Consider the following 12,952-nt stretch of genomic DNA (forward strand, 5'->3'; position numbering starts at 1 on the left):
CGGCTCAGCGCAGTCTAGCCTGAGCCGCCGCGACCTCGTCATCGATCTGTGCGTGCAGCGTGGCCGCCTGCCCGGCGCGGACCGCGCCGGTGGCGGCCTGCGCGGCCACTGCGGCCTGCCGCCAGGCCGGCAGCAGGACATCATGGATGCGGGCGAAGCGCTGCAGCAGCACCGCGTCCTGTTCCTGCAGCAGCTGCCATTGGCCGGCTTCGATGCGGCGCAGTGCCGCCAGCCGCTGCAGGTGGTCGATGCGCGGCGCCAGCGCGGCGCGGCCGGAGGCATCCAGCGTCGGGCGCCACGCGGCGCCGGCATCCGCCCAGGCCTCCAGTGCTTCGGCGGCCTGGCCTGCGGCGCTGATCGCGGCAGCCCGCAGGTCCATGTGCTGCTGCAGCTGCTGGGCCTGTTCGCGTGCCTGCAGGGCAAGGACGCCGAGCTGCGACTGCAGCCCACGGCCCTCGGCTTCGCGCTCGACATCGCGGCCGAGCAGGCGGCCCCACCAGCTTTCCTGCCGACGCAGGCGCGCCGGGTCGGCCGACTGCAGGGCCAGCGCGATGCGCGCCAGCGCCGCCACCAGGCCGTCACCCGCGGTCGCAGGCAGCGCAGCTTCGCGAGCGGCCAGCGCCTGCAGCAACGGCGCGCCGTACTCGCCCACGCGCGCGACATCGGCCGTGTCCGGCCGCTGCGGCGTTGGCAGGGGCGCAGTGTCAGTCACGGCAGCGGCGGCGGCATCGGTGTGCCCTCATCGGCATCGGCGGGCAGCGACTCGCCATAGAAGTGGCGCATCAGCGCCTCATCCAGTGCGCGTTCCTCCGGCGTGGTGGCGCGGCGCACGCGCGGACGGCGCACCGCCGCGGCGTTGCTGCCGGCCGCGCCTTCGACCTGCTGCCGGGCCCACCCGGCGAATGCGGCCAGGGTCTGCGACACCTGTTCCTGCCGTGCCTGCGAAGCGACCAGCAGCTGCACCAGCGGCGCCAGCCCGGCCTGCAGGTCATCAGCCAGCGGCGTGGCCGGAGCGCTGGGCGCAGCGATCTGCACCGGCTCCACTGGCGCCGTGGGTGCGGGCTCTGATGGTGGGTGCTCTGCCGGGCGCACTTCGGCCAGGCGCTGCAGCGCCTCCAGCAGTGCCGGCCACGGCGCCGGCTCCGCAGCCGGCAGGGGCGCGGCCGGCGGCAGCTGCAGGGCACTGGCGATGTCGGCCAGCTGCGCGACCACGCGTCCACCGACATCGCTGTCGTCGGCGCCCATGGCCTTGTTGCGCAGGAAGTCACGCTTGATCTGCGCCCAGCGCTGCGCCTGCGCCTCATCCAGCACGCCACGCAGCTCGCCCAGCTTCAGCAGGTTCTCCTCGGCACCGGTGGTCAGCAGCTGCGCCTCGCCCAGGTAGTGGTCGGAGATCAGCTGCTGCAGCTCGTCCTCGTTCATCACCGGCGAGATCTTCTCGGCCAGCTTGTTCATGTTGCGGTAGCTGCCCTGCAGGCGAAACGGCGGCTCGGTGCGGTAGCGGTCATCCTGCGCGGCGCTGGCGATGTACTGCTGGTTGACCCGGTAGACCACGTCGCGCACGCGCAGCATGCGCTGCAGGGTGGCGGTGATCTCGTTGACCTCCGCGCCGCTGTAGGCGTGGCTGAGCCCGTTGGTCGACACGTCCTTGCCCATCGCACGGTCGACCAGCAGGTACAGGTCGGCCATGTCACGGGTGGCCAGTGGTGCCAGCACCGGGTTGGAGGTCAGGCTGTTCTCGATGTAGCTGAGGGTGAACGCCGCCTCCATGCCGCCCAGCACGTCGCCGAGGTTGTAGATGTCGGCACGGTTGGCCAGCATGTCCGGAATCTTGAACACCTCGCCCGACTCGGTGTACGGGTTGCCGGCCATGACCACGCAGAACTTCTTGCCGCGCATGTCGTAGGTGCGCGTGCGGCCACGCCACACGCCTTCGATGCGGCGGGTGCCATCGCACAGCGAGATGAATTTCTGCAGGAACTCGGGATGGGTGTGCTGGATGTCATCGACATACAGCATGGTGTTGTTGCCCATCTCCAGGGCCAGGTTGAGCTTTTCCAGCTCCTGCCGCGAGGTTGCGTCGGGCGCCTGTTCCGGATCCAGCGAGCGCACCTCGTGGCCCAGCGCCGGGCCGTTGATCTTCATGAAGACCAGGCCGAGCCGGTGCGCCACGTATTCCATCAACGTGGTCTTACCGTAGCCCGGCGGCGAGATCATCATCAGCAGGCCCATCAGGTCGCTGCGCTTGTTCTCGCCCACCGTGCCCATCTGCTTGGCCAGGTTGTCGCCGATCACGCCCAGGTAGACATCGTTGATGAGCTTGTTGCGCACGAACGAGGACAGCGGCCGCGCCTTGAATTCGGACAGGCGCAGGGTCTGTCGTTCGCGGTTGATGATGCCCTGGCGTACCGCCTGGTAAGCGTGGAAATCGGGCACGAAACGCTTCAGGTGGTGCTGCAGGCGTGCCAGGAAATCATCCAGTGACAGCGACAGCGTGCCGCCGTGGATGCGCGGGTGTTCGCCCAGCAGGCCCGCCACGTCGACCCGCAGCGGTGCGTCGCTGCCGCGCGTGCGCAGCTGGCGCTGCACCAGCAGCAGTGCCGCGGCCTCGTCGGCATAGCCGGCATGTGCGGCCTGGGCAGGCAGACCGGCCAGCGCGCGCAGCCATTGCCCGGCCAGCGCCCAGCGCGCGGCCAGCGGCTCCTGTGCACGCTGCAGCGCACGCTCCAGCGCCTCGCGCTGCCCGGCCTGTTCCAGCTGCTGGGCCAGCGCATCCAGCAGCGCCTGTGCATGCTTGCTGGTGCTGAACACCGGCTCGCCGTTGATCAGTTCTTCGCCCAGGTAAGCGGCCGCCGCCTCGGCGGCTTCATCGTCGAACGGCAAGGCTTCGGCCTGCGCGAACGTGGCGATGGCTGCCGCCATTTCCGTGCGCAGGGCGCTGCGTCCTTCGTCGGAGCCGAACAGACGGGCGATGGTCTCCGCACCGGCCTGGCGGCTGGGCCACTGCTTCACCGCGTCCTCGCGCTGCTGCGCCGCCCAGAACAGCAGGGCCAGTGCGCGCACGCGAGGTGCGTGCCGCAGCGCGCCTGCCGACTGCTGCAGCGGCAGCAGCGCGCGCAGGATCAGCGCGGCGTCATGGTCGTGGATGCCACGCTCGTAACCTTCGCGGTAACGCGGTGCGGCGAACGTGCGCACGCGCTGGTCCAGCGCCTCGGGGCTGGCGACGTCGTGCTGCAGCTGGGCCAGGTCCAGGCCGTCGCGGCCGGCCTGCGCGGCCAGCAGCAGGCTGCCGGCAAGGTACTCGCCGCGGTAGATCGCATTGGATTCCGAATCCAGGGTCACCGGCCAGAACGGCTTCAGCGCATCCAGTTCCGGATCGTGCAGGGTTTCCAGGAAATCGGTGCCGGTGAGGTGGATGGCCAGCGTGTCGCCACGCGGCAGCAGGGTCAGGTCCAGCGCCTGCGTGTTGACGCTGAAACGATGCCGCGGACCGAGCCGGACCACGTTGCCACCGGCCTCGTACAGATCACTGCGGTCGCGCAGCTGGCGCACCGCCTGGTCGCGTACGCCCTTCAGGCGCGCCTCGATGTCATCGGCCTTGACGTTGTCGCGCAGCGCACGCAGGCGCTCGGCCAGTTCGCGCAGCTTGAGGATCAGCGGATCGCCGGCGAAGAACGCGTTGAGTTCATCGGCCGTGGCGAAGCGCTCGGTGCGCTTGGCCAGCCCATCGAGAATGCGGTTAGCCGCGTCGAGCACCGAACGCGCCTTGCGCTGCCGGTCATCCAGCAGCGCCTGCTTGTGCGTCTCGAAGGCCTCGACCAGCTCCTCGCGTTTGCTGAGGATGTCGCCGAGGAACTGCTCGTGCTCGCCGAACTGGCTTTCCAGTTCTTCCAGCTGCACCAGCAGGCGCGACAGCTGCTCGTCGGCCTTTTCCGGGTCGCTGGCCATCGCCAGCGCACTGGTGATGGACTGCGAGAACAGGGCGAACTGCGCGGCGAACTGGGCCACGGCCTCGGCCGAACCGAGGGTGCGGCGTCGCTGCTCGGCGCGCGTGCGCGCCTGGTTCAGGCGCCCGTACAGCGCGGAAATCGATTCGACCACGCGGGTACGCGCGGTAGCATCGTCCACCTTCAGCCCGGCCATCAGTTCGGACAGCATGTCCAGATCGCTGGCCATGCCGCGCATGCCGTCCAGCTGCTCGTCCAGCTGGCGCGCACTGGCTGCCTGCTGGGCGGCTTCGTCCAGCACCTGCAGGCGGCTGCCCAGCGGCGCCAGCGCGGCATCGCCGGCAAGGAATTCGCCGGTGGCGGCGCCGACCCGGTCCTGCGCCTGTACCAGTTCGGCGGCCATCGCTTCGATGCGCGCGGTGTCGATGTAGCGCAGCTCGCGGATGGTCAGCAGGCGACCGCGCAGCGCGGTGATCTCGTTCAGTGCCTCGACGAAGGCCTGCACCTCGTTCCAGTTCTGCGGCTGCAGCCGGCCCAGCAGGGCCTTGAAGCTGGCCTCCGCCTCGACCATCGCCTGCGCCGACTGCTCGCGGATGGACTGGACCTTCTCGTATTCGTCCAGCACCGATTCGCCGGTGGCGCTGATCTGCCGCAGCAGCGCCTCGGCGCCGTCGCAGGCCTCGTCGCCCAGCCAGTGGTGGGCGTCGAACAGGCGGCGGGTGTCGGCCACCAGGCGCTGGTAGCGCTGCACCGAGACATCCTGGCCGTCGATCTCGCGGGCCAGGTTGAACAGGTTGGAGATGCCGCGCACCAGCTCGGCATTGCCGATGCGGCCCATGAAGGTGTTGCCGGGCGGACGGCTGGCGGCGAACTCGTCGCTGCTGAACGGCGTCTGCCAGACCTGCATCGGGTGGATGCGCGTGGGCTCGGTGCCCTCGGCATGGAACAGCACCATGCGCCCATCCTGCATGAACGCATAGCCGTGGCCGAACACGGGGTTCTGCAGCACGCGCTGGATGGTGTTGTAGACGAACAGCGCCGAGCGCCCGCCTTCGCGCTCATAGAAGATGTACAGCACGTCCTCGCCATTGGGCGAACGGATGCTGCGCTTGAACTGCATGCCGGCCATCGAGGCATCGAAGGCCTTGTGCTCGCCGCCCTGCAGGTAATAGCCGCCGGGGAAGATCACGCCGTGGTCTTCGGGCAGCTGCACACAGGCCTGGACGATGGCGTCGTTGCGCACGATGTCGCCGGTGAGCGTGTTGTAGATCAGCCCGCGCCAGACGGTCTCGCGGTACGGCAGCACCTTCAGCAGCAGCAGCGAGCCGACACGGGCGAACTCGAACTGGGCGTCGTCCAGCGACTGCGTGCTGTCCTCCACCGGTTCGCTGTAGATGCCCTGCCCGGTCTCGGTGTTGTTCTCGACCTTGATGGTCAGGTCGCCACCGGTGGTTTCCACGAACAGGGTGTCGAGGATGTTCAGGTGCGAATGGCGGCCGTTGACCGCAAGGTCGCGGGTGGCCTTGGTCCATTCGAAATCGAACGGCGGCGGCAGCGCGATATCGCGTTCGCCGCGCGCATCGAGATAGGTCAGCTCGCCTTCGCGCGACAGCGCCCAGCGGAACACGCGCACATCGCTGCTGCGCTCGCCGATCTGGAACGAGGCCAGCAGCTTGTCGCCGACCACGATCAGCTGCAGCAGGCGCGCATGCTTGTAGTAGGAATACAGCTCGTTGAAGTCGTGCACGAAACCGGGCTGGTCGAGGAAGCTGCCCCTCAGCTCCAGCGAAGCCACGTCGTAGCCATCCTTGCCCTGCACCAGCCGGTACAGGCCGAACACATCCTCGATGCGGGTGTGGGTCTTCAGCCCGATGTAGACGTTGTAGCCGAACAGCAGGCGGTCGGGCCCGACCTGGACGATATCCCGGCCAACGCAGTTGTTTTCGCTGCGGATACGGAAGCGGCCAATGACCTCCAGGCGGCTGTCACCGAATTCGGACAGGCGCTGGCGGTTGAGGGTCTCGGCCAGGGCCTGCAGGCGCTGGCCCTGCTCGCTGAGGCGGCGGCGCAGGACTTCGTAGGCACCGCCCTGGGCGACGGCCTGGTCGACGGTGTTGCCGCCGGCCTCCGGCGCGGGGGTTTCGGCGGACGGATGGGTTTCAGACATCAGCAGGCTTCCGGCTCACGGACGGCCGGCCGTGGTCGCGGCCGGCGCGGGCGGGCGATGGCCGCAGCGGCCATCGCCCGGTGCATCAACGGGCGCTGTCGACCACGGCGGCCGACATGGTCGGCGCCACCTCGGCGTCCCCGGCGATCTGCCGCGGTGCCGGTTCGGCCACGGCCACGCCCAGGTAGCGCTGCATCAGCTCCTGCACGATCGGGCTCTTGCCGGCGAAGCCTTCGATCGACTTGCCCAGCGACACCGCCTTGACCAGGTTCTCGAACATGCCGCCGTCGCCACCGACCAGGTCGATGTCGGCGTTGCGCAGTGCGCTGGCAATGACGTTGGCGTTCTCGCGCGAGACTTCCTTGCCCGCTTCGATGGAGGCCAGCGCCTGCTTCAGGCTGTTGTCCAGCATCATGCGGAACTCTTCGTGGCCGCGTGCCTGGTCGCTCAGCGAGGCGATCGCCTCGAACTTGCGCACCAGGCCCTCGGCTTCGGCCAGCAGCTTCTTCTGCACCACGCCGGCTTCGGCGTTGCCCAGCGATTCGGTGGCGGTGGCACGGGCCAGGCCCATCTTCTCCTCGCCCTGGGCCTGGGCCTGCAGGGTCTCGGCCAGCACGCGAGCCTCGTTGCTGCCCTGCTTCAGGTTGGCTTCGGCCTTGGCTTCGATCACACGGGCTTCGGCGATGCCGACCTTCTCGATGGCCAGCGCGGAGGCTTCACGCACCTGCGCTTCGGCCAGGCCCGGCGCCGCCTGTTCGGCACGGAATGCGTCGGCCAGCAGGCGCTTGGCCTCGGCCTGCTTGCCGGCTGCTTCGTGCTCGGCCTGGGCCAGGGTGGTCAGCTCCACGGCACGGTGCTTGGAGGCGGTTTCGCGGGCCTGCGCTTCCTTCACTTCGCGCACCAGCGATTCCTGCGCCTTCGCTTCGGCTTCCAGGATCAGCACCTGCTTCTGGCGGTCGGCCTCGGAGACCTCGCGCACTTCCTTGATGCGCTCTTCTTCCTGGGCCACGGTCTTGTCGATGGAGATGCGTTCGCGGGTGATGTTGGCCACGTCCATCTTGCCCTGCTCGACCACCTTGTCGCGCTCCACGCCCTGCAGCTGCACTTCGCGGTCGGTGGTGACCTGCTCCAGCTGGCGCGCACGCTCGACGCGCTCGGCTTCGATGGCCACCGCACGCTGGCGGTTCTGTTCGGCCACTTCCACTTCGCGCAGGCGGTTCTGGTCGCGGATCTCGATCAGCTGCTGTGCTTCGATGCGCGCGTTCTCGGACAGCTGGCGCTGCTCTTCCTGCACCTTGGCGGTCTCGGCTTCCTCGCGTGCGCGGATTGTCTCGATCTCGCGCTTCTGCCGCGCCTCGGCCTCGGCCTGCTGGCGTTCCAGGGCCAGCAGGGCTTCGCGCGCTTCCACGTTCTTCTTGGTGATGGCGAGCTTCTCGTTCTGCTCCAGCTCGTTGGTCACCACGTTCTGCGCGGCGGTCAGCTCGGTGATCTTGCGGATGCCCTGCGCGTCGAGGATGTTGAACTGGTCCAGCAGCGACTTCGGGGTCTGCTCCAGGTAATCGATGGCCACGTCTTCCAGCACGTAGCCGTTGAGGTCGTTGCCGATGACCGCGATGATTTCGTCGCGGAATTCCTGGCGCTTCTCGAACAGCTCGGTGAAGTCGAACTTCTTGCCGACCGTCTTCAGCGCCTCGGAGAACTTGGCGTTGAACAGCTCATCGACCGCGTGCTTGTCCGACGCACGGTCGGCACCGATGGCCTTGGCCACGCGCAGCACGTCGGCCTGGGTTTCGTTCACCCGCAGGTAGAAGGCCACGGCGATGTCGGCGCGCATGTTGTCGCGGCAGATCAGGCCTTCCTTGCCGCGGCGGTCGATCTGCAGGGTGATCAGGCTGATGCGCATCAGCTCGGCGCGGTACAGCACCGGGATGATCAGCGCACCGGTGAAGTGCACCTTGGGCGTGGCACTCATGTCGTTGACGATCAGGGCCACGCCCTGGTCGACCTTGCGGTAGAACGCCTTGAACAGTCCGGCCAGGCCCAGCAGCAGGCCTACGACGACGATGATCCCGATCAGGAAGGGGGCCGCGCCAGCGAAACTCATCAGTGATTCTCCTTGTTGCCCGGAAGCAGGTTGTCCTGGAAATCGAGGGCGACCGCGTCGGCGCGGACCACCCGGTAGTAGTGCTGTTCGGCCACGTGCTCGACCAGCACGATGCGCTCGCCACGCTGCAGTTCGATGTCGCTGCGCACCTGCAGGATCAGCCCGGCGCCGCCATCATCGACATTGGCATGGCCGCTGCGGGCGTCCACCCGCGGCGAGGCGACCACGCCCACCCGGCCCAGCAGGGAGGCCTGCGCAACCGGCTGCAGGCGCTGCAGGAAGCTGCGGATGGGCCGCAGCAGCACTGCGGTGATCGGCACGGCCGGCAGCGGCGCGAGAACGGCCACCAGCGTGCCGAAGCCCCAGCGCAGCACGTCCGGCAGCGGCAGCAGGATGAAAAGATGGATGAAATAGGTCAACGCCCAGCCGAAGAACCCCAGCAGGGTGACCACGACCATGACCGGCACGCCGCCAAGCCCGAAGCGCTGCAGCAGGGCCGACAGGCCACTGAGGTCGGTGCCGCCGTCCAGCGCACCATCGGCACCGAGATCGCCGAAGCCATCATCTACCAGGCCAAAAGCGGCAAGTCCCCAATAGACCAGCGATACCGCCAGCACGATGCTGTACGGCAAGGTCGGGTAACCGAACACGACGGTGAGGAATTCCTGCATCGCTTTGCCTTCCCGGGCTGTGGGCGCGTGACGCCCCCGTTCGGAATCCGCCGGGGGGCGGTTCCGTCGATCCCACCACGGCCCTCATGGCCATGGCTTCCCCTTCATCCTATGTGAAGAGGGTGTGCAGGGACAAATGTGAAGGCGCGTGCCGCCCGCAGGCGGTCACGCGCGGGGCCCGCGCCGGGATTACTCCAGCACGGTGCAGTCGGCGCTGCGCACTTCCTCGACGAACGTGCGCATCTTGTAGCCGTCCTTGATGCCCGGCTCGACCTCGATGCCGCTGGACACATCCACGCCCCACGGCAGGGTGGCGAGGATGGCGTCCTTCACGTTTTCCGGGTTCAGCCCGCCGGCCAGCAGGAACGGGCGGTGCAGGCCGGTGGGAATGCGCGCCCAGTCGAAGGCCACGCCGGTGCCGCCACCGCCGCCCGGGGCGTGGCTGTCGAACAGGAAGCCGGCCGCGCTCGGGTAACGCAGCTGCAGCGTGCGTGCGTTGACGTCCTCGCGACCGCCCATGGCGATGGCTTTCAGGTAGGGCATGTTGAAGCTGCGGCAGAAGCTCTCGTCTTCCTCACCATGGAACTGCAGCAGGGTTGGACGCACGGTGCGCAGCACTTCACGCACCTCTTCCTTGCTGTTGTTGCGGAACAGCGCCACCACGTCGACCATCGGTGCGATCGCCTGGCGCATCGCCCGGGCTTCGGCCGGGGCTACCCGGCGACTGCTTTCACGGGCAAAGATGAAACCCACCGCGTCCACGCCCAGTTCGCCGGCCAGGCGCACATCGCCGGCGCGGGTCATGCCACAGAACTTGATGCGGGTACGGTAGTAGGAGCGGCTCATAAGGTGACCTCGGCAGGCAGTTGCCAGTTGTCGGGGTACAGCGGCCCCAGGAACACCAGCCCCTGCGGAGGTGCGGTAGGGCCGGCAACGGTGCGATCACGGCCGGCCAGCAGCTCGGCGATCCACTCCACCGGTTTCTCGCCGCTGCCGACCATGATCAGCGAACCGACGATATTGCGGACCATGTGATGAAGGAATGCATTGCCACGCACCGCCACCTCGATCACCTCGCCCTGGCGGCTGACCTGCAGGGACTGCAGTTCACGCCGCGCATGCAGGGCCTGGCACTGCACCGAGCGGAACGCACTGAAGTCGTTCTCGCCGAGCAGGGCCTGGCCGGCGGCATGCATGAGGGTCTCGTCCAGCGCCCGCCGTTCCCAGCTCAGGGTCTGCCGGTCCAGCGCCGGGCGCACCTCGCGGTTGAGCAGGCGGTAGCGGTAGCGGCGCGCACGCGCCGAGAAGCGGGCGTGGAAATCATCGGCCACCGGCACGCACCAGCGCACCGCGATCGAACGCGGCAGGCGGGTGGTGGTGCCCAGCATCCATGCGCGCGGGTCGCGCGCCACGTCGGTATCGAAATGCACGACCTGGCACTGGCCGTGCACGCCCGCATCGGTGCGGCCGGCACAGACCACCTGCAGCGGCGCGTCGGCCACCGAGGACAAGGCCTTCTCCAGGCTGGCCTGGACGCTGGGTCCGCCCTCGCCCAGGTTCTGCCAGCCCCTGAAATCGCTGCCGTCGTACTCGACGCCGAGCGCGTAACGCATGTGCTGCTACCTCGATGTTGCGGGTGGAGCGGCGCTCAGGCCGGGTCGCGTTCGGACCAGACCGCCAGTTCGTTGCCACCGGGCTCGACGAACTGGAAGCGGCTGCCACCGGGGAAAGAGAAAACGGGCCGGACGACCTGCCCACCGGCCGCGCGCACCGCGGCTTCGACCGGTGCCAGCAGGTCGGCATACAGCACCAGCAGCGGTGCGCCGGCCTCGGCACGCTGCGGCTGGCCGCGGAAGAAACCGCCCTGCAGGCGGCCATCGTCGAAGGCGGTGTAGTCCTCGCCGTAGTCGACGAACGACCAGCCGAACACGGCCTCGAAGAAGGCACGGCTGGCGGCCGGGTCGACCGAGGCGAACTCAACGTAGTCGATGCGGTTTTCGCGGCTCATGGGCGGCCCCTGTGGTCCAGTGGTCAGTCCAGGCGGGCGAGCAGTTCGCGCGCCTGGGCCTGGCAGTGCACGTCGCCATCGGTGGCGACTTCTTCCAGCAGGGTCCGCGCGGTCTGCGCATCGCCGAGGTCCAGGTAGGCGATGGCCAGTTCCAGGCGCTCCTGGCCCGCGCGCGGGGCCCAGTCGTTGCTGCTGGAGCCTGCGGCCAGGTCCAGGTCTTCGCTGGCTGCCTCCACGGGCTGCGCCTGCTCGGCCTGCTCGGCCGGCAGATCGAACACGCCACGGAATTCCGGCTGCTGCTCGGCGTGCAGGGCATAGTCGGGCACGCCGATCGCATCGGCGGGCACGGGGGCCGCGTCGGCCGGTTCCGGCGCCACGGCCTCGGGTTCGTCCCAGCGCGGTGCGTCGGTCACCGCCGGCGGCAGTTCGTCGCCCTCGTCGGTGACCAGCGCCCCGACCTGCCAGGAGGCCTCGACATCGGCAGCGGGCTGCGCCACCGGTTCGTCCTCCGGCTCGACCAGTGCAGACGGCGCCTCGTCGGCCTGCGCGTCATGCGCGTGGACGACATGATCCTCTTCGATGGCCCAGGCCGGCATAGACGGTTCCTGGCGGCCGTCATCTTCGTGGCCGGTGACCCAGGACGATTGTTCGGCCAGCGAATCCAGCGCAGCACCGGCAGGCACCGCAGCGGCCAGCGCCACGGCATCGCCCTCCTCGCGCAGCGGCGGCAGCGGCGACGGCTTGCGCCGGCGCAGCAGCCAGGCGGCGCCGGCCACCAGCAACAGCAGCGGCAGGCCCAGCCAGTACCACGGCGTGCCACCGGCGGGTGCACCGGGCGGCGACGCCAGGCGCTGCTGGGCGGCAGCCAGGTCGTTGTCCTTCATCGCGATCAACGACTGCTGCTGCTCCTTCAGCTTTTCCAGCTCGGCCACGCGCTGCTTCAGCTCCCCGATCTCGGCATCGCGGGTGGCAACGTCTTCCCTGGCCTGCCGCAGTTGTTCATTGCCCAGCATGTCACCCTCGCTGCCGGCACCGGTGCCGGTGGTTGTGCCCGCGTGCGTGGCATCGGACGCCAGCGCCGGAGCGATCTCAAGACGTGCCCCGGCCGTCGCGGCAGCGGCACGGTGCGCGCCTGCCGCCACTGCGCGGCATGCTCGCGGACCAGCGCGGCGGCTTCGTTGCCATCGATCGCGGCCAGCGCATCGCTGCCGGGTACGCGCAGCACCGCGCCCTGCTTGAGCAGGTTCACGTTGCCGCGGATGAAGGCCTCGGGGTTGGCGCGCAGCAGGGCGATCATCGCCCGGTCGCGGCTGATCTGGTTGCTACGGGCCAGCTCACCGGCAATCTGCGAAAGGGTCTGGCCCTGCTGAACGGTGATGTTGCCGTCGGCGCCGGCCTTGGCCGCGGGCGCGGCGGCGCGCGGGCGCGGTGCGGGCGCACGGGCGGCGACGGCAGGCGCCGCCGGCGATGCGGCCTGCGTGGACGGCGCGACCGGCGCGGGCGTGTCGCGGGCGATGGTGTTGGACAGCATGCCGGCCGGGGCGACGATTTCCGGCTCGGCCACGGCCAGCGCACTGGCGGGCGCATCGACCAGCGCCGAGTATTCGCGGACCAGGCGGCCCTGGCCCCAGTCGGCCTCGATCAGGAAACTCAGCGACGGAGTTTCCACCGGTGCCTGCGAGGTCACCCGCACCACCGCCCTGCCCTGGCTGTTGGTGGTCAGCTCGAACTGCAGTTCGCTGACCAGGCCGGTGGGCCGCTGCAGGCCGACCCGCTCGAAGGTGACGGCCGAGGCCAGCGCCACGCGCAGGTTCTGCAGTTCGGAAGGATCGGCCGACACCACCGGGATTTCGGCCAGAAGCGGCTGACCGGGGCGCGACAGCACGCGGATGTCACCCAGGCCCAGGGCCATGGCCGAACTGCTGGCCAGTGCCAGCAGCGCGGCAGAGAGATAGAGGAGCGGGCGCGAGGCGCCCTTGGCCCGTTTATTCATGGGCGACACTATAAAGCGTGCGGACCACGGTCCGCACCCACCCAGGGGGCGGCACCCGGTAG

Annotated in this window: 7 protein-coding genes and 1 pseudogene; all 8 read right to left on the reverse strand. The window is 69.1% G+C overall.

All coding sequences use genetic code 11. The annotated features are described in order from the left end of the window. Positions 1-4: 4 nt before the first annotated feature. Positions 5-712, reverse strand: a complete 708-nt coding sequence (locus tag C1925_RS14370) for a hypothetical protein (RefSeq protein WP_108769473.1) — start codon at positions 710-712, stop codon at positions 5-7. Then, entirely contained in the window at positions 709-6,114 is a 5,406-nt protein-coding gene (locus tag C1925_RS14375; RefSeq protein WP_108769474.1) for a DNA repair ATPase, read from the reverse strand. The genes C1925_RS14370 and C1925_RS14375 overlap by 4 nt, the downstream gene beginning before the upstream one ends. An 85-nt stretch (positions 6,115-6,199) precedes the next feature. Beyond that, a complete protein-coding gene (locus tag C1925_RS14380) occupies positions 6,200-8,218 on the reverse strand; it encodes a hypothetical protein (RefSeq protein WP_108769475.1) in 2,019 nt (672 codons plus the stop codon). After that, positions 8,218-8,889 (reverse strand): OB-fold-containig protein, encoded by a 672-nt coding sequence (locus C1925_RS14385; protein ID WP_108769476.1) that lies wholly within the window; start codon positions 8,887-8,889, stop codon positions 8,218-8,220. The genes C1925_RS14380 and C1925_RS14385 overlap by 1 nt, the downstream gene beginning before the upstream one ends. Positions 8,890-9,078: 189 nt before the next feature. Further along, complete coding sequence (locus tag C1925_RS14390) at positions 9,079-9,735, reverse strand: phosphoribosylanthranilate isomerase (protein ID WP_108747095.1); 657 nt, start codon at positions 9,733-9,735, stop codon at positions 9,079-9,081. Further along, the gene (gene truA / locus C1925_RS14395) at positions 9,732-10,502 is read right to left on the reverse strand and encodes a tRNA pseudouridine(38-40) synthase TruA (protein WP_108769477.1); all 771 of its coding nucleotides are present in this window, start codon (positions 10,500-10,502) and stop codon (positions 9,732-9,734) included. The genes C1925_RS14390 and truA overlap by 4 nt, the downstream gene beginning before the upstream one ends. 35 nt (positions 10,503-10,537) lie before the next feature. Next, positions 10,538-10,897 (reverse strand): VOC family protein, encoded by a 360-nt coding sequence (locus C1925_RS14400; protein ID WP_108769478.1) that lies wholly within the window; start codon positions 10,895-10,897, stop codon positions 10,538-10,540. A 23-nt stretch (positions 10,898-10,920) separates the two neighbouring features. Continuing rightward, positions 10,921-12,890 (reverse strand): annotated as a pseudogene (locus C1925_RS14405) (FimV/HubP family polar landmark protein). Positions 12,891-12,952: the final 62 nt, after the last annotated feature.

Source organism: Stenotrophomonas sp. SAU14A_NAIMI4_5 (genome assembly GCF_003086795.1).
Classification (GTDB): domain Bacteria; phylum Pseudomonadota; class Gammaproteobacteria; order Xanthomonadales; family Xanthomonadaceae; genus Stenotrophomonas.

Excerpts from the sequence above, each read along its gene's own strand:
- C1925_RS14375 (WP_108769474.1), bottom strand. The coding sequence starts at position 6,114 with ATGTCTGAAACCCATCCGTCCGCCGAAACCCCCGCGCCGGAGGCCGGC.
- C1925_RS14390 (WP_108747095.1), bottom strand. The coding sequence starts at position 9,735 with ATGAGCCGCTCCTACTACCGTACCCGCATCAAGTTCTGTGGCATGACC.
- truA (WP_108769477.1), bottom strand. The coding sequence starts at position 10,502 with ATGCGTTACGCGCTCGGCGTCGAGTACGACGGCAGCGATTTCAGGGGC.
- C1925_RS14400 (WP_108769478.1), bottom strand. The coding sequence starts at position 10,897 with ATGAGCCGCGAAAACCGCATCGACTACGTTGAGTTCGCCTCGGTCGAC.
- C1925_RS14380 (WP_108769475.1), bottom strand. The coding sequence starts at position 8,218 with ATGAGTTTCGCTGGCGCGGCCCCCTTCCTGATCGGGATCATCGTCGTC.
- C1925_RS14385 (WP_108769476.1), bottom strand. The coding sequence starts at position 8,889 with ATGCAGGAATTCCTCACCGTCGTGTTCGGTTACCCGACCTTGCCGTAC.